Origin of the sequence: Robbsia sp. KACC 23696 (assembly GCF_039852015.1) — a bacterium.
Classification (GTDB): domain Bacteria; phylum Pseudomonadota; class Gammaproteobacteria; order Burkholderiales; family Burkholderiaceae; genus Robbsia.
Genome location: NZ_CP156627.1, coordinates 348742 through 370897, shown reverse-complemented (window position 1 = coordinate 370897; position 22156 = coordinate 348742). Strand labels below are relative to the sequence as shown.

Sequence of the window (22156 nt, the reverse complement as noted above, 5' to 3'; positions counted from 1 at the left end):
CGCTCCTAGACTAGTGTCCTTGCATGACGTGGCCGTGAAAGGCATCGCGTGAGCAATCTGAATACCGCTCCCCCGTATGCCGCTTGTGCGCGCCCGCGATCGGTACCGCATTGCCTTTTGATAGCTTTTTGTAAGCTTCGAATTTTGTTCGCGCGCGCCGCGATAAGCCATGAATTAAAGCTGTCCTTGTAAATGATATGTTATATCATTGCAAATATCGGTGCCGATCGAATCGACACCTTTCGGCGGGCCCTTGATGAACCAGCCATGGCGACCGCTTTGCATTCCATCATTACAAAAGTATTTCGATATCCTTACTTTCAACATCCGGTCTCAGAAAGCGATGACAAAAACACCGATTGCCCGCCTTGTATTTTTGCTCTTTAGCGCATCGCTAACCGGTCCGGTATTTGCCGCGGCCGATGCAACGGACGCGGCATCCGATCCAACGATATCCGGCGCAACCGCCGCCCCAACCGGCGGCGAAACCGCATTGGTACCGCTTACCGTGACCGCGAAGCGTCTCGACGACGCGCGCAACGGCCTCTCTCCCGATACGGGTAGTTCGGTATATCGCATCACGAGCAGGGATATCGATAACCTCCCTCAAGGCGCAGATACGCCGCTGAATAAGGTCTTGCTACAGGCGCCTGGCGTAGCGGACGACTCATATGGGCAACTGCACGTGCGGGGGGATCATGCCGATCTTCAATATCGCATCAACGGCGTGATTATTCCCGAAGCAATCTCGGGATTTGGCCAGGCGCTGGACACGCGGATCATCGATCAAGTCAATGTGCTGACGGGTGCCTTACCGGCGCAATATGGCTATCGCACTGCCGGCATCATCGATATCACGACAAGGACAGGTGAAGAGGGCAGTGGCGGTGCGGTGAGCGTGTTTGGCGGCAGCCACCAGACACTGAAAACGAGTGCCAATGTTTACGGAACGAAAGGTGCGTTCAGCTATTTCTTTACCGGGTCGCTAGGCGAAAACAATCTCGGAATCGAATCGCCGACGTCGAGCAGTACTCCGTTGCACGATCACACACGTCAAGGGGATGGTTTCGGCTACTTATCGTATGTGATCGATCCGAGCACGCGCGTGAGTGTGATGTTTGGCACGACGAGCAACCAGTTTCAATTGCCGAATACGCCTGGTCTCGCGACGAATTACGCGCTCGTGGGCCATGATGGGTTCGACTCGTCCACGCTTGACGACAACCAGTCGGAGCTGAACAATTTTGCCGCAGTTTCTTTGCAAGGGACTATCGGTGCATCGCTCGACTATCAGGTATCGCTTTTCACACGCTACACGCGGACCCAATTCACGCCCGACACTGCCGGCGACTTAATGTTCAACGGCGTGGCATCGAACGACTTTCACAACGATCAAGCCAATGGTATCCAGACGGACATCACGTATCGTCGGAACGCCGCGCATACGTTACGCGCCGGGATGCTTTTTCAGGAGGAGCACGCGCAATTTCGAGATAACGTCAGCGTGTTTGCGACCGATGCGGAGGGGAACCAACTGTCCGACGTGCCGTACGCCATTCAAAGCGCTAGTAGCAAAACAGGATATTTCTGGAGTGCGTATGTGCAGGACGAATGGCAGTTATCGGACCGCTTGACGGTCAATTACGGTGTGCGTTACGACGGGATGGACCAATACGTCAACGCGAGTCAGATCAGCCCCCGTATCGGGGCGGTGTTTAAACTTACGCCGACCACGACGGTACATGCAGGGTATGCGCGATATTTCACGCCGCCTTCCTTCGAGCTGGTATCGGGCACCACGATCGGCCAGTTCGCCGGAACGACGAATGCAACCGAGGTTACCCAAAACGATCCGGTGCAGCCCGAACGCAGTAACTACTACGACGTCGGCATTTCGCAGAAACTGTCCTCCACCGTCACCGTTGGACTGGATGGCTATTACAAGCAGGCGAAAGAGCTGTTGGACGAAGGGCAGTTCGGCACTGCGCTGATTTACGCGCCTTTTAACTACCAAAAAGGCCGCGTTTACGGTGTGGAGTTCACCGCGAACTATCGGTCCAGCAATGTGAATGCTTATTTGAATGTCGCCTACAGTCGTGCCCAAGGCGAGAATGTGGATTCCGCCCAGTTCAACCTAGGTCAGGACGAGTTGAATTTTATCAGCAATCACTATGTGTTCCTCGATCACGACCAACGTGTGACTGCCTCGTTCGGCGGGGCCTATAAGCTGCACCAGACGACTTTTTCAATCGATGGCCTGGTAGGCAGCGGGCTGCGCAGCGGCTTTGCGAATACCGATAAGTTGCCGCTGTACGCGACCTTCAATTTCGGCGTCAAACAGCAATTCAACGAGCCGATCACCGGAAAGTTCTCGGTCAGTGTGTCACTCGAGAACGCGTTCGGTCGCTCCTACGAGTTACGTGACGGTTCGGGGATCGGCGTCGGCGCGCCGCAATATGGCCCGTATCGCGCGGTGTACGCGGGTATTACCAAGCAGTTCTAGTCGTTCGAGCGGGCATTCGGCGCGCCAGCATCTTGCCGAAGCGCCGATAAAATCTGAAACCTTCCTCGGTTCGTTGTCACTCACCATGGTCTTTCCATCGCGGGTATCGAGGAAATCAGATGGGCATGCCAGTTTCGCAGCGTCATTTCTATAGCCTCGCGATCTCCGCCGTCTTCTGCGCCGCTTGCAGCGGGTCACCACCCGATGCGCCGGCCATCGTCCCGCCGTTGGTGGCGGCGCTCGTCGTGCAAGCGCGCGACGTGACGCTCACCCAGGAATATCCTGGCCGCATTGCGCCATATCGCATCGCCGAAATACGCCCGCAGGTCAGCGGTATCGTGATTCGCCGTCGTTTCGAGGAAGGCGCGGAGGTGCGAGAGGGCCAGGCACTGTTCGATATCAATCCGGAACCTTTTAAAGCGGACCGTGACGTCGCCGCCGCGACGCTTCGGAAGGCCGATGCGGCATTGACGTTGGCGACCGTGCAGGCCGATCGCATCCAACCCCTCGTAGCGATCGAAGCCGTCAGCGAGCAGGCCTATGACGAGGCCATTTCGAAAAGAGATCAGGCGTTCGCCGAGGTCAGGCAAGCCCGAGCAGCGCTCGATCGCAAGCAACTGGACGTGCGCTTCGCCACCGTGGAGGCCCCTATTTCGGGACGGATCGGCCAGGCATTGGTGACCGAGGGGGCGCTTGTCGGCATCGGCGACGCCACGTCGATGGCGCAGATCCAGCAAATCGATCGCGTCTACGTCGATGTGCGCCGACCGGCTTCCTCACGCGATGCATTGACGAACGCCACGCTAAAGACGAAGGACGATCATAGCGAGGGTGTGCCCGTTACCCTGTTCGATGCCGATCACGGCCAACTGAAGGAAGCGGGGCGTATTCTTTTCTCCGGCCTAACCGTCAATGCGAGCACCAATGACGTGTTGCTGCGGATCACCGTCGACAATGCGAAGCGCACGCTGTTGCCCGGGATGTTCGTCTGGGCACGGGTGCCCCTCGCATTTTATCCGGCTGTCTTGACGATTCCGCAGCAGGCGGTGGTGCGCTCCGGCAACGGTCCCCATGTCTGGACGATTCGCGAGGACGGCCGGGCGCACTTGCAGCCGGTGGAATTGGGCAGCCTTGTTTTTCGAGACTACATCGTACTGCAGGGGCTCGTTGCCGGTAGCAAGGTGATCGTGGAGGGCGCCGAGCGCGTCAGCGAAAACGGCGCTGTCACGACGCAACCGTGGAATCCGCCCGAAGCCGATGCTTCGGGGCGGAATGCCGCGACAAAGCAGGCGGTGTGATATGGCGCAGTTCTTTATCAACCGCCCCATCTTTGCGTGGGTCATTGCCGCGTTTATCTTTTTGTTCGGCGTCATGGCGCTCCGCTCGCTGCCCATCACGCAATATCCGGACGTCGCGCCGCCGAGCGTCAACATCACCGTCGTGTATGCGGGTGCCGACGCGCAAACGATCAGTGATTCGGTCGTCAGCCTGATCGAACGCGAGCTGTCGAGCATCAAGAACCTGCTGTATTTCGAGTCCTCGGCCGATGCATCGGGCGCCGCCACGATCGTCGCGACGTTCAAATCCGGAACGGATCCGGAAATGGCGCAAGTCGATATTCAAAACAAGATCAAGGTGGTCGAGCCTCGGCTGCCGCAGGCGGTGCGTCAAAGTGGCATTAGCGTCGAAGCGGCGGAGTCGGGCTTCTTGATGATCGTCGGGCTGAAATCCGACGGGGGCAGCTTAGACGGCATCGCGCTGAGCGATTATATGGCGCGCAACATCACGGACGAGCTGCGTCGCGTCGAGGGAGTGGGTCGGATCGTCCCTTTCGGCGCGGAGCAAGCGATGCGTGTCTGGGTCGATCCGGCAAAGCTGTTGACGTTCGGCATGTCGATGAAAGAGGTGATCACCGCGATCAGTGAACAAAACGTGCAATCCTCCCCGGGGAATATCGGGGCGGCGCCCCAGGATAGCGGGCAGCGCGTAACGGTTCCGCTCATCGTAAAAGGTCAACTCGGTACGCCGGACGCGTTCAAGCAGATTGTCCTCCGATCGAATACATCGGGTGCAAAGGTGCTTTTGGGCGATGTGGCACGTGTCGACTACGGCGCACAGACCTACAATTACGTCATTCGTGAAAATGGCCAGCCGTCAACGGCCATTGCCATTCAGCTTGCGCCCGGCGGCAATGCGGTGCGCACGGCCGCAGGCGTGGCGCATCGATTGGAGGAGTTGCGTCAATCGATGCCTGCCGGCATGCACTATTCGATACCGTTCAACACCGCCCCCTTTGTCACGATATCGATCGAGAAAGTAGTCTACACGTTGATCGAGGCGATGGTGCTGGTGTTCGCCGTCATGTACCTCTTTCTGCAGAATGTTCGCTACACGCTGATCCCTGCCATCGTCGCGCCGATCGCCTTGCTCGGTACCTTCGCGGTGATGTCGTTCGCGGGCTTCTCGATCAATGTCTTCACGATGTTCGGGATGGTGCTCGCGATCGGCATCGTCGTCGATGATGCGATCGTGGTCGTGGAGAATGTCGAGCGCATCATGGCGACCGAGCAGCTTTCTCCCTACGACGCCACATGCAAGGCGATGAAAGAAATTACCGGGGCCGTCGTCGGGATCACCCTTGCACTGACTGCCGTGTTTATTCCGATGGCATTGTCCTCCGGCTCGGTCGGTGTCATCTATCGCCAGTTCTCCCTTTCCATGTCGGTGTCGATTCTCTTCTCGGCATTTTTGGCGCTGACACTGACGCCCGCCCTGTGCGCCACCCTTTTGCAACCGGTCGTGCATGGGCATGCGGAGAAAAAGGGCTTCTTCGGGTGGTTCAACCGGAAATTCGACCGCTTATCGGCTGCCTACGAAGCGCGTCTTATCCGGCTGACCTTGCGTGTCGCGCGCGTCATCTTCGTGTTCGCCGCGCTCTGCGTCGTGCTTTTCGCCGCTTTCAAGAAATTGCCTTCCGCATTTTTGCCGGTGCAGGACCAGGGCTATTTCATTACGAGCATTCAACTGCCGGCCGATGCGACGATGGAACGCACCTTGGTCGCCGTGAAAGCGTATGAGCGGCACATCGCCTCCCGCACGGCGGTGGCATCCAATATGGCGATCGTCGGCTATGGTTTTTCCGGTTCCGGATCGAATGCCGCCTTGATGTTCACGGTGCTGAAAGACTGGGGCGCGCGCGACGGCTCATCGTCTCGCACCGAGTCCGAGCTGGCACAGAAGGCCATGCAGCAAACAACGGAAGGACAGTTCATGTCTTTGCTGCCGCCCGCGATTCCCTCGCTCGGGACCAGTTCGGGGTTCGCTTTGCGACTGGAAGACCGCGGCAATCAGGGCTATGCAAAGCTGAAAGAGGCCGAAGCCACGCTGATCGCGCTTGCGTCGAAGAGCCGCCTGCTCGCCGGTGTTTATGCCGATGGTCTGCCCTCCGGTGCCAGCGTCCGTCTGGATATCGATCGGATAAGAGCATTGTCGATGGGCGTGCCCTTCGCCACGATCAGCGAGACCTTGAGTGCGGCTTTCGGTTCCGCCTATATCAATGACTTTCCCAACGCCGGCCGAATGCAACAGGTCATCGTGCAAGCCGACAGCCCGTCGAGAATGCAGATCGACGACGTCTTGAAATTCTATGTCCGCAATGATCAGGGACAGATGGTGCCGCTGTCGGCGTTCGTGCAACCGGTCTGGACCCATGCGCCGCTGCAGCTTGTTCGTTATCAAGGCTATCCGGCCGTGCGGCTCTCCGGCGCTCCGGCAGCAGGGGTTTCGAGCGGTGTCGCGATGCAGGAAATGGAGCGGCTGGGGCAACAACTGCCGCATGGCTTCAGCGTCGAGTGGACCGGGCAATCGCTTCAGGAGCAGGCGTCGTCGAGTCAGGCACCAATCTTGATGGCGCTGTCCTTGCTGGTGGTGTTTCTGGTTCTGGCGGCGTTGTACGAGAGCTGGTCGATACCGGTCGCCGTACTGCTGGTGGTGCCGCTGGGATTATTGGGTGCCGTCGGCGCGGTATTGCTACGAGACATGCCCAACGATGTGTTCTTTCGCGTCGGCATGATCACCGTCATTGGCTTGTCGGCAAAGAACGCGATCTTGATCGTCGAGTTCGCGAAGCAGTTACGGGAGGAAGGGCGGAGTGCCGTCGATGCCGCCGTGACGGCGGCGCGTATGCGGCTTCGCCCGATCATTATGACGTCGCTGGCATTCGGCATCGGCGTCGTACCGCTGATGGTATCGACAGGCGCGTCGTCGGAGACGCAACATGCCATCGGGACAGGCGTATTCGGCGGCATCGTCGCCGCCACCGGTTTGGCCATTTTCTTCGTGCCGGTTTTCTTTGTCCTGGTGATGTCCGTGCAGGAGCGCCTGATAGACCGTTTCAAGGTCGGACGACCGTCATCGACGAATCGCGACCGCGAATAGGAAGCGCTGAAAATGAAAAACAGCTTCTTGTGCGTGTGCGTGGGCGTCTCCTTGTCGGCATGCAGTCTTGCGCCGAAAATGGTCCGGCCCGACGCGCCCGTGCCGGCCGCGTTTCCGGCGGTCTTTTCGGCAACGCCGACGATGCGCGACGCATCGACCGATAACGCCGCGGCAATCGGCTGGCGATCGATGTTTGCGAATCGCGCGTTGCAGCAGCTCATCGAACGCGCGCTGGGCAATAATCGGAATCTGCGCGTCACGGCGTTGAATGTGGCCGCGGTAGCGGCGGAATACCGCATAGCGAGATCCAGTCGGCTGCCCGCGCTGGCTGCAAATGCGTCGTCCACGCGGCAACGGTTTCCGCTCGATGCGGGGGAATATGGTCAGGCATTCGAGGGCACGTCGGCGTCGTCCGGCTATCTGGTGAACGACTATACCGTCTCCGTAGGCCTCAGTGCCTTCGAGGTCGATTTGTTCGGCCGCGTGAAGTCCTTGTCCGATGCGGCAAAGGCCCGCTATTTCGCGAGCGAGGAGGGCCGGATGTCGGTGCAGATCGCGTTGATCGGGGCCGTGGCAGACGCGTATTTCTCCTATCAGCTTGCAACGGAACAGTTGCAGTTGACGCGAAAAACCCTTGCCGATTGGCAGCGCTCGTTGACCTTGTCCCGCGCCTTACGGCAGGCGGGGCAGACGAGCCGATTGGACGTTGCCGAGGCGGAGTCGCAAGTACGCAGCGCGGAGGCCGATGTCGAACAGCGTATCCGCGCGCAGCGCGTCGCGATCAATGCGCTTCGGTTGCTGGTGGGCACGGATTTGCCCGATCCGCAAATCCCACTTACGACGCTGGCGCAGGATGACGTCATGACGGTCTTGCCCGCCGGCGTCCCGTCCGATCTGCTGTTGCGACGACCGGACGTGCGGCAGGCGGAACAGCTATTGATCGCCGCGAATGCGGACATTGGGGCCGCGCGCGCCGCCTTTTTTCCGCGGCTGTCCTTGACCGCGACATTGGGCTACACGAGCCCGGCTTTGCGGGGGCTTTTCACGGGCGATCAGTCGGCGTGGTCTTTTTCACCGCAATTAACGTTGCCGATTTTTCAAGCCGGCGCCTTACGCGCCGCGCTGAGCGTGGCGGAATTGCGTAAATCGGTTGCCGTGGCGCAGTACGAGCAGGCCATCCAGATCGCGTTTCGCGAGGTTGCCGACGGCTTGGCCGGCAGGGAAACCTACGGCAGGCAGATCATTGCGCAGCAAGCGGTGGTGGCCAGCGCCGCGGAACGCGTCGACCTTGCCGATGCGCGATACCGCGCCGGATTCGATACCCGTTTGGCCTTATTGATCTCGCAGCGTGCGTTGTACAGTGCGCAGGATAGCTTGCTGGGATTGCACAGCGCGGCGCTGAGCAATGCCGTCGCTTTGTATAAAGCGTTGGGAGGCGGCGTGCGGGGCGATGACATGCCGGCATCATTCCCGCGCGATCAAGCAGCCGCTAACCCCGATTGATGCGAGACCAGCCTGGCATACGCCCCGCCTTTTGCTAGCAGCACGCTGTGCGAGCCGATTTCGCGTATTCGGCCGTTGTCCATCACGACGATCATGTCGGCATTCTTGATCGTCGATAGTCGATGCGCGATGATGATCGCCGTCTTGTCGCGTTTCAAGGTATCGAACGTCGCATGAATATGATGCTCGTTGATCGTGTCGAGCTGCGAAGTCGCTTCGTCCATGATCACGATGGGCGCATCCTTCAGAAACGCGCGTGCGATCGCGATACGTTGGCGTTGCCCGCCGGAGAGTTGCACGCCTCGTTCTCCCACGCGTGTGTTCAACCCCTCGGGCAGCTGTTTGATGAAGTCATGCAATGCGGCAAGCTCCAAGGCCTGCTGTAATTGATCGTCGGATGCATCCGGTCCCGCAAGTCGTATATTCGCTTCGAGCGTGTCATTGAAGAGATAGGTGTCTTGGCCGACCAGTGCGATATGGCGACGGACATCGTCGAGACGGATATGCCGCAGATCCGTTTCATTCAGCGTTATCGTGCCCGCCTGCGGGTCCCAAAATCGGAGCAACAGGTTCGCCAAGGTCGACTTGCCGGCGCCGGATGTGCCGACGATCGCCACGGTCGTGCCCGGCTCGATGCGAACGCTGACGCGCTCCAGGGCCGGCATATCGCGTCCCGGATAGGCAAACGTAACCGCGTCGAAACATACCGCGGGATTTTTTGGGATAGGCAGGTCGCCATCGCGCACCGGATCCGGCTCCTCCTGAACCAGATGCAAGCGACGGGTGGACGCAATCGTGTCGGCCAGCTGACGCGCGGTCTGCCCGATTTCCGACACCGGCATGAATGCCGCAACCGAGACCAGTGTCAGCAACGGCAGCCATTCAGGCGCAATCCAGCCTTTCCCACAAAGCACGGCGCCCACTAGCGTGACCGCCAGCGCGCCCACGCCGGTCGCGACTTCCAAGGCGGCCCCTTGCTTTGCGAGATCGTCGAGCAACGCGGAACGCACGCGCTGATAGCGCGCGACATCGTGCATGAATACGGCTTTGCGGGCGTCGGTTGCCTGAAATGCCGATAGCTCCGCGAGACCTTGTATCGTTTCCGTCAGGTGCGCGCCTAATTGACCGAGACCGGCTCTTGCCTCCGCCCCAAGCTTGTCGATCTTTGCCCGCGCGAAGATCGGATTCAGTCCGGCCCATGCCAGAAAGGGCAGCAGCACCAGCGCAAGGGGCCAGGCCACGCATGCCAGCAGTATCAGTACCGCCGCCGGTATCAAGACCGCGACGAAGGCCGGGGCGACGGTGTGGGCGTAGAAATATTCGATCGTCTCCACGTCCTGCGTCGCCAATGCCACCAGATCGCCGGAACGACGGCGGAGCAGATAGGCCGGTGCCAGCCGCGTCAACTTGGCAAACAAGGCGATCCGCATCTCGGCAAGCAGGCGATACGCCATATCGTGCGCTTGCCAAGATTCCAGCCAATGCAAGGTCGCGGCAAGCGGTGCGGCAATCAACAAGCCGACGGTCAGCATCGTGACGGAGCGCCCGGATGCGACGCCGGCGACGACCAGCGATCCCAATAAACTCACGGCGATAAACGCCAAAACGCGACCGATCCCGCACAGCACGGTCAATGTCAGCCGCGTGCGCCAGGGCCGGATAAAGCGCAGTAAGGTTTGCAGTGTCCTGGCCCAGCCGATTTCGCGGGCGTCTTCGGCGAGGGATGTCTTCGTCGGGGCCGATGCACGTGTCGCGCCGCCTGCTGTTTCCAAGACAAGGTTTTGCTCGGCTGCCCCGCCGAGTTGCGGGCCCATCAGGCGCGCATACATGCCTTGTTGCCTGATCAATTCGGCATGCGTGCCTTGCTGCACCACGCGGCCGGCGTCCAAAACCAAAATGCGATCGGCACCGATGACGCTGGACAGCCGATGCGCGAGGATCAATGTGGTGCGGCCGACCATCAGACGGTCCAAGGCTTGTTGAATGATCGCTTCGTTTTCCGCATCGACGGCGGATAGCGCTTCGTCCAAAATCAAGATGGGGGCATCGCGGAGCAAGGCACGCGCAATGGCGATGCGCTGCCGTTGACCACCGGAGAACGTGGCGCCGCGCTCCCCGACGCGCGTCTCGTATCCCGCCGGCAGCGCGGCGATGAAATCGTGAATATTCGCCGCGACCGCGGCAGCGACCATCTCCGCATCGCTTGCGCCCGGTCTGCCGAGACGCAGGTTCTCGGCGATCGTGCCATGAAATAAGGTGCTGTCTTGCGACACGATCGCCATCATGCCGCGTACTTGATTGGGATCGAGTGAACGAAGGTCGCGCCCGCCGATGCGTATCGCCCCGGTTTGCGGATCGTGTTGTCGGAGTAGCAAGCGCAGAATCGTCGATTTTCCGGCACCGCTCGGCCCGACGACGGCAACGGTCTGGCCGGCCTCGATGCGGAAACTGAGATCGGCATGCGCGTCGAGGCGACGGCCCGGATAAGCGAAGCCGACGCCGTCGAACGCGATATCGGCGCCGAGATCGTCGATGCGTGCCGCCTCGGTCGGCATGCTGTCCTGCGGCGCGTGCAGCAATGCATGAATGGCCGAGGCCGCGGATTGACCCATCATGCCGCGATGGAGCACGGCACGCAGATCGCGCAACGGCCGAAAGACTTCGGTGCCGGCCATCAAGACGATCAGCAGCGCATCGATCTGCATCTCGCCGTGCCGGACGCGCCATGCCCCCAGCGCGATCGCGACGGCGGCACCAAGCGCCGTGCCGAGATCGGTAAAGAAGCGTGTCAGCAAGCCGAGCGCCAGGACCCAGAACGTGCTGTTGGAAAGCGCCCGCGCCTGTGCGGCCAGCTTCTGCGCGAAACGCTCGGCTTGACCGAATGCCTTCAGCGTCGGCAAGCCTTGCACGGCGTCCAGAAACGCTTCGCCAAATGATTTGAAAGCCGTCGCTCGTGCGGTGGCGGCGCGCTTGTCGGCATGGTGGATCGTCATCGGCAGTGCCAGTGTGACGAGGGCGGCGATCAACAGGACGGATGCGGTCGGGATATCCCACCAGGCGAGAATGCCGAAAATCATCAACGGCGCGCAGGCCGCGATGATCAATTGCGGCACGTAAGAACCGAAAAACGTCTCCAGCTGCTCCACGCCGTCGACAACGGCCAGCATCACGCCGCCGGTCCGCTCCAAACCGAACCAGGCCGGTCCGAGCGCGACGATGCGATCGAAAAGGCGTGCGCGCAGCAGCGATTGAATACGTCCCGCCGTGGCTTGTGCCGTTACGATCCGACGATGGTCGAGCCAGGTTCGCACGACGATGCAAACGAGGGCCGCGGCAGCGTCGACCGCCACCGAGCGCGCTGGCGCACCGGCGAACACCAGCGCCAGAACGCGTCCGATAAAGACGAAGCGCAGGACGCCAAAAGCCATTGCCAGCAGGCCGAGGCCCACGGCGCCCGCCACGCGCAGTCGTAGGCCGGCCATCAAGGCCCAGAGTGTTCGGTCGAAATACATGCCTCGGTCTCCCTCGAGCGGTGTGTAGTCAGATTGCACGTTATCCTGACTTCACGACGGTGGCAAAAGACGATTTCTCACGAGGTATTGAGCAAGTTACAATACCTCCATGCTTGCTCTCCCGTCCCTGCCATCGCTTCGCGCATTCGAGGCCACCGTTCGCCTTGGCGGCTTTGCGCGTGCCGCGACTGAGCTGAACGTGTCGACCAGTGCGGTCAGTCATCAAATCCGCGGATTGGAAGAGGCATTGGGCGTGCGCTTGCTGGAGCGCAGTACGGGCCTTGGCGGCATTTCGCTGACGCCGGACGGCGCCCGTTTGCTGCCTGCCGCGGCGGAGGCGCTATCGCTGCTGGAGGCTGCCTGCCAGGACATCCGAAAATCCGCCACGCGGCTGACCGTCTCGGCCAATATGTCTTTCTGGTCGATGTGGCTGGCGCAGCGCACCGCGGAATTTTCGGCGCATCACCCGGATATCGCCTTGAATTCGATCATCGAGGAGGGGCCGCCGGACGTCAATCGATTGCCGGTGGATATCGCGATCCTGCATGCCTCCGAACAGGACATGCTGCCGAACGACGTGCTGCTGCTGCGCGAATCGGTGATTCCGGTATGCAGTCCCGCCTTGCATGCGCAGGCTTTGTCGTCAGCAGCGTGCCCCTTATTGCAACAGGAACATCGCGACTTTCCCGAGCTCGAATGGCGATCCTGGGCGTCCGACATGGTGCTGCCGGACAATTTCGAGCGAAAAATCGTGCGCTTCAGCAGCTTCAGTCAGGTGATCGGTGCCGCCGTCGGGGGCGCGGGCCTGGCCTTGGGGCGCATGCCCTTGATCGATTCGGAGTTGAAGAGTGGCCGATTGGTTCGCGTGCGGCCCGAGTTGGTGCGCGTGTCCTCATGGCGCTACGTATTGCGCCGCGGGTCGGCACGGGAACATCGCATGGCGGATCGGCTGGTCGACTTTTTGCGAGCGGAAGCGACTGCCGCGACGTCGGCATGATCGCGCGCGGCATGCAGCCCGCAGCCCAGGCGCAAAAGACCCGTTCCAGGAGTTCGTTTTTTTTTTTGCGTTTATATTGCAAGGTAAACTTGCAAGATTACCTGTTTAGCGTCATCCTTCGTGGACTGCCTTAACCCTTTGCTCGGTCCACGATGATCTCTTCCTCTTTTTCCCAGTCCGTGACCGATTTCATGCAATCGATCGGGATGTTCCTGCGCCGTATGCGCAGCATGCCGAACGGCGACGGTCTCTCGATGACGGAAGCCATTGTCTTGTCGCGCCTCGCTCATGACGGTCCAGCAACGATCGCCGCGCTCGCGCGGGCCGAAGGGATGAAACCGCAGTCGATGGGCACGACGATCGCGGCGCTAGAGGACGCGGCGCTGGTGGTTCGGACAGCGCATCCGACGGACGGGCGCCAGATGCTGATCGGACTGACCGAGAACGGCGTGCAAAGGCGGGCCCAACAACGCGCGCGCAAGCAACTCTGGCTCGAACAGGCGATCAAGGAGTTGAGCGAGGAAGAGCGCGACACCTTGTTCCGCGCCGCGGGCATCATTCGCAAGCTGGCGGTCCAATGAGTCGCATGTCTTCCGATCCTGCCGCGACGGAGCCGATCGATCCGACCATCTGGAAAGTGGTGGGCGTCGTGTCCATCGGTCCTTTCCTGTCGCAGATGGATTCGACGCTGGTCAATGTGTCGCTATCGACGATCGGTCAGACGCTGCACGCGTCGATCGCCACCGCGCAATGGGTCGTCAGCGCCTATCTGTTGGCGATGGCGCTGATGCTGCCGTTGAACGGCTGGCTGGTCGACCGGGTCGGCGCCAAGCGTGTCTATCTTTTCTGCTTCGGGGCTTTTACCGTCGCGTCGGTGATATGCGGCGTGGCGCAAAGCATGGGCGAGCTGATTGCCGCACGCATCGTGCAAGGCTTGATTGGCGGCATCATGGCGCCGATGGCGCAGATGATGATCGGGCGCGTGGCCGGTCGCCATATCGAAAAAGTGATGGGTTTCGCGGCACTCCCCCTTTTATTGGCACCGGTGTTCGGCCCGGTTCTGGCCGGCGGTATTTTGGTACATGCGTCCTGGCCCTGGCTCTTCTTCATCAATGTCCCGATCGGCGCCTTGGGCGTGGTGATGGCCGCGCGCCTGCTTCCTGCGGACACCGATGCGGTGCAGGCCCGTCCCTTCGACTTGCTGGGGTTCGCACTCGTTTCGCCCGGTCTCGTCGCGCTCATCGACGGTTTGCAGAATGCGAGCCGGGCGGAGGGGCGTGGCTTGGCGTTGGCGGGCATGGTCCTGCTGTCGGCGTTCGGCTGGCATTCGATTCGCAACGGACGCGCCGGCAAAGCGCCTTTGATCGACGTGCGGATCTTTGCCAAGCCGCGCTTTGCGGTTCCGGCGATGACACAGTGCCTTGCCAATGCGGTGCTCTATGGGCGACAACTGGTGGTGCCGCTCTTCCTGATCGTCGGATGCGGTCTGTCTGCGGCCCATGCAGGCAGCCTGCTCGCCGCGACGGGCGTCGGCATGATGTGTACGTTTCCGCTATTGGGACGTTTGACCGAGCGTCTCGGTTGTCGCGGTGTGGCAGCGGGTGGGGCCTTGCTGGCGCTGCTTGGTGCGCTGCCTTTCGTTTATATGGCGGGGCATCACTTCCATTTCGCCCTCGCCGTAGTCAGCCTGTTCCTGGCGGGGGCGGGGCAGGGGATGATCGGCGTCCCGTCGGTCTCGGCCGCCTACGCCGCCATCCCGAAAAACCAGTTGGCCGTGGCGAATACCGCGTTGAACATCGTGCAGCGCATCGGCGGGCCGCTGGCGACCACACTGCTTTCGATGACCATTGCGTCGTCCGCGACGGCGGCGCATCCGTTCGCACCAGTCGACGCGTCGCATTTTGCCTGGGCGTTTCTGGTGCTTGTGGCGATGCATCTCCTTTGCGTTCTCGCGGCGATGGGCCTTCCCGTGCGCGTGCAAAGGCCGAATCGCGACTGATTTTTTGCGACAATGTGGGATTGCACGTGCCCCCCCCGGAACGCGAGAACGACTATGACGCTCAACGCTGCAGCCACGGCTGTCGACCATCCGCTGTTTCAGCGCGCCGATGTGCGGGCGCTACGCGAGGACCTGGCTCTCGCCCTGCGCGCGGCCGCGTTGCATGGCCTCAGCGAAGGGGTATGCAATCATTTCAGCGTGGCCTTGCCCGATGACGACGGTCTGTTCCTGCTGAATCCGCGCGGCTTGATGTGGAGCGAGGTGACGCCGGACGATATCGTGATCGTCGATGCATCCGGCACGCGCGTGGCCGGGCGGCACGACGTCGAGCCCACCGCGATGTTCATTCACGCGGCGGTGCATGACATCGCCGGCAAACACTGCGTGCTGCACACGCATATGCCCTATGCGATGGCGCTGACATTGACCGAAGACGGCGGCCTCGACACGCGGCTCTCGCAAAATGCGATGCGCTATCACGGCCGGGTCACCATCGATCGGGACTACAACGGCCTGGCGCTCGATGCCGGGGAGGGGCAACGGATCGCGCGGGCGATGCAAGGCAGCGATGTGGTCTTTCTCGCTAATCACGGCGTCATCGTTTGCGGCACGCGCATCGATCACGCTTACGACGATCTGTATTATCTGGAGCGGGCTTGTGCGGCGGAAGTCTTGGCGCGCTCGACGGGGCGCCCGTTGCGACCCGTCGATGCGGCGTTGGCGGCGCATGTGGCAAGCCAGACCTTGAGTGAGCGCCTGCAGTCGGAATTGTTTTTCCAGGCACTGCGACGCACCTTGGCGCTTCCCGACGAGCGCGCGATCTGAGCGATTAGTCGCCGGCGCGCAAGGCCTGTTCGTGGCGGATGCGTGCCTCTTCTTCCAGACGCGTATCTTCGAGTTCTTCCATCAGACCATCGAGGTCGACTGGCGTCTCATCAACGGCGATCCGGCCGCTCAACGGGACGTCGAGGTGCAGCGTGCCGGCCTCGAACATGGCCCAGATTTCCTTGCCGTAGGCCGTCTCCAGCAATTCCGGCGCGAAACGGCCGAAATACGTCGCCAGATTGTCGACATCGCGCTCCAGCATGGCGCCGGCCTCGTTGTTGCCGGCGGCATTGACCGCCTGCGGCAAGTCGATGATGACCGGGCCGTCCGCGGCCAGCAGAATGTTGTACTCGGACAAGTCGCCATGCACCAGACCCGCGAGCAGCATCCGGATCACTTGACGAACCAACATCATATGCAGTTCGATGGCCCGTTCCGGCGACATCTCCACATCGTTCAGCCGGGGCGCGACATTGCCGTCGGCATCGACGACCAGCTCCATCAGGAGCACGCCATCACTGCAGATATAGGGTTGCGGGACGCGCACGCCGGCATTGGCGAGCTGGAACAAGGCATCGACTTCGGCATTTTGCCAGGCCTCTTCCTGCATCTGCCGACCATAGCGCGAGCCTTTTTCCATCGCGCGCGCCTGACGGCTATTCTGCACTTTGCGGCCTTCCCGATAGGACGAGGCTTGCCGGAAACTGCGCTGGTTCGCGTCTTTGTAGACCTTTGCGCAGCGAATCGAATCGCCGCTGCGCACCACATAGACGATGGCTTCCTTGCCGCTCATCAGCTGACTGATGACTTCGTCGATCAGGCCTTCCTCGACAAGCGGAATCAAACGTTTCGGTGGTTTCATGCGTGCGACACCGGGTGGGGCTGCCGGCTTTCGACTGCCGATTGCGTCCGGTGGACAGCGGAAGCGGGGTGAAGGCAAATAGTAAAAGAGGTCATTCTCGAATTCTACGCGAAACGGGCGCCGGGCCTATCGGAAATGGCCGAACGCGGCGGAAAGCCGACATTTGCGCCACCTGGCGCGATGACGCGGTATCGTGTGGCACCTGAATATCGAACGTCTGAATGGAATTTCGCTATGAGCCTTGCTTCCTCTTTGCCGACTCCGGAGTTGTCGTCGGAACGCATCGACGCCTTGCGCGCCGCGACCCCGGGCCTCCAAACCACGACGCATTTCAACCATGCCGGTGCATCGTTGCCGTCTCGCGGCACGCTGGAAGCGATCAATGCGCATCTCTGGCGCGAAGCGACGCTCGGTCCGATCGAGGCCGGCGTGGCGGCACGCGAGGTCACCGAGCACGCGCGGTCGCTGGCGGCACGGATGCTTCACGCCGACCCTGCCGAAATCGCGATCACGACCGGCAATTCCGCCGGCTGGGGGGCGGCATTCGCCGCGCTGGGCACGTGGCAGGCGGGGGATCGCATTCTGACGGGGCGGCATGAGTGGGGCGGGAATCTGGCCAATATGCTGCTGGTCGCCGAGCGCTATGGCGTATCAGTGGAGGTGATTCCGTGCGACGCCGAGGGGCGAGTGGATCCGGCCGCATTGGACGCCATGCTCGACGCGCGTGTTCGATTGATTGCCCTGACCTGGATTCCCTCGAACGGCGGCGTGATCAACCCGGCCGCGGCGATCGGTGCGGTGGCTCGGCGTCACGACATTCCGTATTTTGTCGATGCCGCACAGGCACTGGGGCAATATCCGATCGATGTCGCGGCCGTGGGATGCGACGTGCTGACGGCCCCCTGCCGGAAGGCCTTGCGCGCACCGCGCGGCACAGGGCTGCTTTATATTCGACGGGCGTTCATGCCGCGCCTGAACCTCGCGTATGTCGACGCCCGATCGGCACCGGTGCGGTCCGAGACGCAGCCCGATGGTGCCGTCGCCTTGCGCGCGGTCGTGCGTGACGATGCCGCGTGCTTCGAGACCTCCGAAGTATCCGCTGCCTTGCATTGCGGTCTGGCGAATGCGCTGGAAGAAGCGCTGGCGATCGGCATCGATGCCATCCGCGCGACGATCGATGCCAAGGCCCGTGCCGTGCGCGAGCGCTTGGTGGCGCTGCCGGGCGTGACGATTCTCGACCTCGGCTCGGAGCGCGCGGGGCTCGTGTCGTTCGACGTGGCCGGCCAGGACCTGCCGGCGCTGCAGCGCACGCTTGCCGCGCGTGGGATCTCGATCAGCGTCAATGGCCTGGGCTATACGCCTTGGGACATGACCGCTCGCGGCTTGTCGCACATTGCGCGGGTATCGGTCAGCTATCTGACGAGCGAAGAGGAGATCGAGACGCTGTTGCAGGCAATGCGCGAGGCGATTGCCTGAAGCTGGATGCGCGGGGTTCAACGCAGCGGCGAAAATGCTTCTGGCAGGCAAAGGGTCGAGGTGGCATGGGCGATCTGTTGCGGGGCACCCTGTGGTGGCCAACTCCCGTCTGCATAATGTCGCGCGCGCAACGCCGCGCGTTCCGCCACGCTCGAGAAACCCCAGATGTGCGTGATGTGCGGCGCCCCGTCGAGGGCATACAGATTGATCACCAAATGCGCCGTGTAATCGCGCGCCGGCGTGATTGCCGTTTCCCACGCAGCAAGCGTCGGCGCCAGTCCGCCAGGCTTGAGATGGTAGGTTCGAAATTCGTAGATACCGCCGCGATCGCCCGGCTCGACGTCCGGCAAAAACGGAAAGCGCGCATAGCCCACCATCGAAAGCGCCATCGTCCTATCTTGCATGCCGAACGGGCGGGGGCTCGACAGCGCCCGCTGCCGTTCTCTTTTAAGCGCGTCCCCCGTCTCGAAACCGCGCAGTATCTTTATCTGGAACAGCGTGCCGATTTCCGAGCGCCATGCACCCAACAGTCTTCCTTCGCCTTCGCTGACCCAGCCATGCGCGGCACGAGAAGACGCGTCTAGCGCGAGTGGCGCGCAGGACAAGGTCGTCAGTTCGTAAAACATTTTTGTATCGCTCCTGGCGCAGCGTTATCCGCTTGCGCATTCCTGCTTCACCGACCGGAAAGCCAAAATCTCAAAATAAAAGGCGCTTTTTCAGAAGGCTCACCGCGGAAAAATTGCCACGCTGTCGCGCAGCATTCGATGCACGATAATTGACTATCTCGAATTGATAAATCTGGTTAGAGTGGGGACTTTCACAACGAGGAGTGGGGAATGCCCGACCGGTTGACCAGCATGGCGGTCTTCGTTCTGGCGGCTGAAACCGGGTCTTTCGCGGCGGCCGCGCAAAAGCTGGAGATGTCGCCGCAAATGGTGGCGAAGCACGTGGAATCGCTCGAACACAGAGTGGGAACACGGCTATTGCATCGCACGACGCGTAAACAGAGCCTGACCGAGTTTGGTCGTCTCTATCTGGCGCGATGCGAACGCGTGATCGCCGAAGCGGATGCGGCGGATGAATTGGCCAGCGCGGCGCAGCGCACGCCCAGTGGTCGATTGCGTGTCAATGCATCGTTGACGTTTGGGCGCTATGGCCTGATGCCGGCAATGTCGACCTTCTTGCGCGCGCATCCCGCCGTTTCATTGGAATTGACTTTGTCGGATCGTGTGGTCGATCCTTTGGAAGGCGGCTTCGAAGTGCTGTTCCGCATCGGGCCGATTGCCGATAACACCGCCTGGGTCGCGCGGCCACTGCAACCTTATCGCCTGCTCGCGTGTGCGTCGCCCGACTATCTGGCGCGTTACGGCATACCGACAGCGCCGGCCGATCTGGCCGATCATCAGACCATCGGCTTCGCGCCCTGGCCGGCAGAGCGAAACCGACAGTGGCATTTTCTACGCGACGGGCGCGACTTCGTTGTGTCCGTCGAGAGCCGATTGATGATGAATGACTGGTTTGCAATGCATCACGCGGCGCTGGACGGTTTCGGCATCGTCGCAGGGTATGAGCGCGCCTTGCTGCCTGATGTCGCGGCCGGGCGTCTCGTGCGCGTGCTGCCTGAATATGAAATACCTACGCGGCCTATGCATTTGCTTTATGCCGTCGATCGCCTCATGACACCGAAGCTGCGATGCTTCGTCGATGCAATGGTCGGGGCGTTCGGCGCGTGATGTGGATCGAATGCGATGCGCGATCACTGATACAGCAGGTTGCTTATAGCCTATCGAATACGACTCGAGACGCAGACGTCGCTATCTTTTCGCACGCGTCACCACGCGTCGCGCCAGCGTTGCTCCGTTTCCGACGTGTACAAGGTACGTCCTACCGCGACGAGAAAATCGACATCGGCGGGTTGCAGCTTTGAGAGATTTTCCGCGAGCCAATCGGCCAAGTCGTCCGACGTGGTGCTGATGGATGCGTTATTGCCATCGAAATCTCGGAATTTTTTTCTGATCTGCGCTTGATTCATAGAGTGCCTCGGCAATTCCTAGCGTCTGGCTGGCCATAAAGGCGGTACCAGATCTGACCGGGCACGGATCCACGAGAGGCAGCGTCTCTGCCTGGTGTGAGTGATTTTGGCCGGTTCGTCCTTAGGTTATCGGCACGGTTTTTTGTTTCTTGAGGGTTTTCGTCACTACATGCGCGACCTTTTTTCCTTCACGTCGCGCGACGCGGAATCCATTCGATGCTTAGGCTGCGTTCCAACGTCGCGCCCGGTTCCAGGATTTCCATGCCCGTGTGCGGCACCCCAAGGGCCGCGAGATTGAAGCCGTCGGCAACGTGGCTGACCGGCTCGACGCACAAATAGCGCAGGCCCGCCGGCGCAAACAGGACCAGATGCGAGAAGTCGGGCGTCGATACGCGCACCGTCCCCTCCTTGCGTTCGAGCGATAAGATCCCATTCCATTCGGAGAAATAGCCCCCGATATCGACATCGTCGGGGGCCGACTTGCGCATCACGGTGGCCTGGGTCAGCACGGCGGATTCCCCCGTCGCGATCTGGAATCGGTCGATTGTCCACGAGCGCTCGGCGTGAAAGTGTGCGGTGTCGCCGGGACCGAATTGCAAATACGGATGACTGCCGAGACCGGCCGGCATCGCCGTGTCGGATCGATTCGTCAGGGAGAGACGTTGATGTAAATGATTCCCTTCGACGACGAAATATTGTTCCGCGCTGAATCGCCAAGGCCAATGCGGCCCTTCGTAGTGAAGCGATAGCGTCGCGCTGTGCGCGGTGTGGTCGACGACCTGCCATGGCATCGTCTGTGCGACCCCGTGCAAGGTATGCGGCGATGCCTCCGGATGCGGAGGCAGGCTGAACGACCGCTCGCGGAATTGGAGATGCGCATTGCGAATGCGATTCGAATAGGGCACCAGCGGATAGATGCCGCCCTTCGGCCAATAAACTGGCGAGAAGGTATCGCCACGCAATGGCTCCGCTAGATCGACAGCATCGGGGCGACTGCGCAATAACACGACGCGACCGCCCCATTCCGGGACGAGTTGGGCTTCCAGCGTCGTGCTTGAGAGGGTAAAGCGTTCTGGCGAGGCGGTCATCGTGGCAAGGCATCCGAGATCGTGTGATAAGCGGATCGTAGCGTGTAAGTGAGATAGGCGGAATCGGTGCCTGCCCGGTCGGCGGGCAGGACGCTCAGCGCGAGGCTTCGATGGTCGTTTCCGCCGCTGTCTTCGCATTCAGGGCGTCGGCGCTTCCTTCCCACTTCGCGATGGCCGCCGCCGCGACGCTGTTTCCCAAAACGCTGACTGCAGTTCTTCCCATGTCGAAAAACGGGTCGATGCCGAGGATAAGCATCAGTCCCGCAGCCGGTAGACCGAATGCCGGCAGCGACGCGGCAACCACGACGAGCGACGCGCGCGGGACGCCCGCCATGCCTTTGCTGGTGATCAACATGACGAGCAATACGCCGAGCTGCTGCATGAAGCTCATGTCGACGTGAAACGCTTGGGCAATAAAAATCACGGCAAAGGCTTGGTACACCATCGAGCCGTCGAGATTGAAGGAATAGCCGAGGGGCAGCACGAATCCGGCGATACGGCGGGACACGCCAAATCGTTCGAGTTGCTCGATCGTCAACGGAAAAGCGGCTTCACTGCTGGCCGTCGCGAAACCGATCAGAAAAGGGCTCTTCATCAACGCCAGCAATCGATAAATGTCCTTCCCAAGGACCCATCGACCCGCGCAGACGATCAACGCGACCAGCAGCGCCAAAGCAGCATAGAAACCCGCGATCAGCTTGCCGTACGACACCAGAATGCCGAGGCCGCGCATGGCGATAATGCCGCACAAAGCCGCGCCGACACCGATGGGTGCCAGCCACATGACGTAAGACGTCAAGGTCAGGCAAATACGACGATTTGCAGAATGTCGTTTTGCACCATCGCTTTTGAACGGTGCGAACGCGGCATGCGGCCGCCCGTCTGGTGGCGTGCGGCGTCTTCGGTTTGCATGCCGTCCCGT

General features: G+C 61.1%; 16 protein-coding genes. 10 read left to right on the top strand and 6 right to left on the bottom strand.

All coding sequences use genetic code 11. The annotated features are described in order from the left end of the window. The first annotated feature begins 343 nt into the window (after positions 1-343). The 4 genes from ABEG21_RS16430 (at position 344) to ABEG21_RS16415 (ending at position 8443) form a co-directional block, all read left to right on the top strand. Positions 344-2503, top strand: a complete 2160-nt coding sequence (locus ABEG21_RS16430) for a TonB-dependent receptor (protein WP_347557716.1) — start codon at positions 344-346, stop codon at positions 2501-2503. A 125-nt stretch (positions 2504-2628) separates the two neighbouring features. Then, positions 2629-3801, top strand: coding sequence for an efflux RND transporter periplasmic adaptor subunit (locus ABEG21_RS16425; RefSeq protein WP_347557715.1), 1173 nt, complete (start codon positions 2629-2631; stop codon positions 3799-3801). A gap of 1 nt (position 3802) precedes the next feature. Next, positions 3803-6940: a multidrug efflux RND transporter permease subunit gene (locus ABEG21_RS16420; RefSeq protein WP_347557714.1), complete on the top strand. Its 3138-nt coding sequence runs from the start codon at positions 3803-3805 to the stop codon at positions 6938-6940. Positions 6941-6952: 12 nt separating this feature from the next. Further along, positions 6953-8443, top strand: coding sequence for an efflux transporter outer membrane subunit (locus ABEG21_RS16415; RefSeq protein WP_347557713.1), 1491 nt, complete (start codon positions 6953-6955; stop codon positions 8441-8443). On the opposite strand, the gene ABEG21_RS16410 is transcribed toward ABEG21_RS16415, so the two are convergent. Further along, the gene (locus ABEG21_RS16410; RefSeq protein WP_347557712.1) at positions 8419-11955 is read right to left on the bottom strand and encodes an ABC transporter ATP-binding protein; all 3537 of its coding nucleotides are present in this window, start codon (positions 11953-11955) and stop codon (positions 8419-8421) included. The two genes, ABEG21_RS16415 and ABEG21_RS16410, sit on opposite strands and share 25 nt — an antisense overlap. A gap of 109 nt (positions 11956-12064) precedes the next feature. On the opposite strand from ABEG21_RS16410, the gene ABEG21_RS16405 reads away from it, so the two are divergent. The 4 genes from ABEG21_RS16405 to ABEG21_RS16390 all read left to right on the top strand — a co-directional run bounded on the left by ABEG21_RS16405 (position 12065) and on the right by ABEG21_RS16390 (position 15776). Next, complete coding sequence (locus tag ABEG21_RS16405; protein ID WP_347557711.1) at positions 12065-12952, top strand: LysR family transcriptional regulator; 888 nt, start codon at positions 12065-12067, stop codon at positions 12950-12952. Positions 12953-13104: 152 nt separating this feature from the next. After that, entirely contained in the window at positions 13105-13533 is a 429-nt protein-coding gene (locus ABEG21_RS16400; protein ID WP_347557710.1) for a MarR family transcriptional regulator, read from the top strand. A gap of 5 nt (positions 13534-13538) precedes the next feature. Next, positions 13539-14951 carry a DHA2 family efflux MFS transporter permease subunit gene (locus ABEG21_RS16395; protein WP_347557709.1) on the top strand — a complete coding sequence of 471 codons (1413 nt, stop codon included), beginning with the start codon at positions 13539-13541 and terminating at the stop codon, positions 14949-14951. 54 nt (positions 14952-15005) lie between these two features. Next, positions 15006-15776: an aldolase gene (locus ABEG21_RS16390; RefSeq protein WP_347557708.1), complete on the top strand. Its 771-nt coding sequence runs from the start codon at positions 15006-15008 to the stop codon at positions 15774-15776. Between the two features lie 4 nt (positions 15777-15780). On the opposite strand, the gene ABEG21_RS16385 is transcribed toward ABEG21_RS16390, so the two are convergent. Further along, the gene (locus tag ABEG21_RS16385; RefSeq protein ID WP_347557707.1) at positions 15781-16638 is read right to left on the bottom strand and encodes a PA4780 family RIO1-like protein kinase; all 858 of its coding nucleotides are present in this window, start codon (positions 16636-16638) and stop codon (positions 15781-15783) included. 252 nt (positions 16639-16890) lie between these two features. Between ABEG21_RS16385 and ABEG21_RS16380 the strand changes: the two genes are divergently transcribed. After that, complete coding sequence (locus ABEG21_RS16380; RefSeq protein ID WP_347558056.1) at positions 16891-18114, top strand: aminotransferase class V-fold PLP-dependent enzyme; 1224 nt, start codon at positions 16891-16893, stop codon at positions 18112-18114. A gap of 17 nt (positions 18115-18131) precedes the next feature. Here ABEG21_RS16380 and ABEG21_RS16375 read toward each other — a convergent pair whose 3' ends face one another. Further along, the gene (locus tag ABEG21_RS16375; protein WP_347557706.1) at positions 18132-18740 is read right to left on the bottom strand and encodes an NIPSNAP family protein; all 609 of its coding nucleotides are present in this window, start codon (positions 18738-18740) and stop codon (positions 18132-18134) included. A gap of 210 nt (positions 18741-18950) precedes the next feature. Between ABEG21_RS16375 and ABEG21_RS16370 the strand changes: the two genes are divergently transcribed. Next, a complete protein-coding gene (locus tag ABEG21_RS16370) occupies positions 18951-19847 on the top strand; it encodes a LysR family transcriptional regulator (RefSeq protein WP_347557705.1) in 897 nt (298 codons plus the stop codon). Between the two features lie 98 nt (positions 19848-19945). On the opposite strand, the gene ABEG21_RS16365 is transcribed toward ABEG21_RS16370, so the two are convergent. The 3 genes from ABEG21_RS16365 to ABEG21_RS16355 form a co-directional block, all read right to left on the bottom strand. After that, positions 19946-20146, bottom strand: coding sequence for a hypothetical protein (locus ABEG21_RS16365; protein ID WP_347557704.1), 201 nt, complete (start codon positions 20144-20146; stop codon positions 19946-19948). 188 nt (positions 20147-20334) lie between these two features. Then, entirely contained in the window at positions 20335-21234 is a 900-nt protein-coding gene (locus ABEG21_RS16360) for an aldose 1-epimerase (protein ID WP_347557703.1), read from the bottom strand. Between the two features lie 94 nt (positions 21235-21328). After that, positions 21329-22018 (bottom strand): cation:dicarboxylase symporter family transporter, encoded by a 690-nt coding sequence (locus ABEG21_RS16355; protein ID WP_347557702.1) that lies wholly within the window; start codon positions 22016-22018, stop codon positions 21329-21331. Positions 22019-22156: the final 138 nt, after the last annotated feature.

Coding starts and splice junctions, on each gene's coding strand:
- ABEG21_RS16430 (WP_347557716.1), top strand. CDS start 344: ATGACAAAAACACCGATTGCCCGCCTTGTATTTTTGCTCTTTAGCGCA.
- ABEG21_RS16425 (WP_347557715.1), top strand. CDS start 2,629: ATGCCAGTTTCGCAGCGTCATTTCTATAGCCTCGCGATCTCCGCCGTC.
- ABEG21_RS16420 (WP_347557714.1), top strand. CDS start 3,803: ATGGCGCAGTTCTTTATCAACCGCCCCATCTTTGCGTGGGTCATTGCC.
- ABEG21_RS16415 (WP_347557713.1), top strand. CDS start 6,953: ATGAAAAACAGCTTCTTGTGCGTGTGCGTGGGCGTCTCCTTGTCGGCA.
- ABEG21_RS16410 (WP_347557712.1), bottom strand. CDS start 11,955: ATGTATTTCGACCGAACACTCTGGGCCTTGATGGCCGGCCTACGACTG.
- ABEG21_RS16405 (WP_347557711.1), top strand. CDS start 12,065: ATGCTTGCTCTCCCGTCCCTGCCATCGCTTCGCGCATTCGAGGCCACC.
- ABEG21_RS16400 (WP_347557710.1), top strand. CDS start 13,105: ATGATCTCTTCCTCTTTTTCCCAGTCCGTGACCGATTTCATGCAATCG.
- ABEG21_RS16395 (WP_347557709.1), top strand. CDS start 13,539: ATGTCTTCCGATCCTGCCGCGACGGAGCCGATCGATCCGACCATCTGG.
- ABEG21_RS16390 (WP_347557708.1), top strand. CDS start 15,006: ATGACGCTCAACGCTGCAGCCACGGCTGTCGACCATCCGCTGTTTCAG.
- ABEG21_RS16385 (WP_347557707.1), bottom strand. CDS start 16,638: ATGAAACCACCGAAACGTTTGATTCCGCTTGTCGAGGAAGGCCTGATC.
- ABEG21_RS16375 (WP_347557706.1), bottom strand. CDS start 18,740: ATGTTTTACGAACTGACGACCTTGTCCTGCGCGCCACTCGCGCTAGAC.
- ABEG21_RS16370 (WP_347557705.1), top strand. CDS start 18,951: ATGCCCGACCGGTTGACCAGCATGGCGGTCTTCGTTCTGGCGGCTGAA.
- ABEG21_RS16365 (WP_347557704.1), bottom strand. CDS start 20,146: ATGAATCAAGCGCAGATCAGAAAAAAATTCCGAGATTTCGATGGCAAT.
- ABEG21_RS16360 (WP_347557703.1), bottom strand. CDS start 21,234: ATGACCGCCTCGCCAGAACGCTTTACCCTCTCAAGCACGACGCTGGAA.
- ABEG21_RS16355 (WP_347557702.1), bottom strand. CDS start 22,018: ATGTGGCTGGCACCCATCGGTGTCGGCGCGGCTTTGTGCGGCATTATC.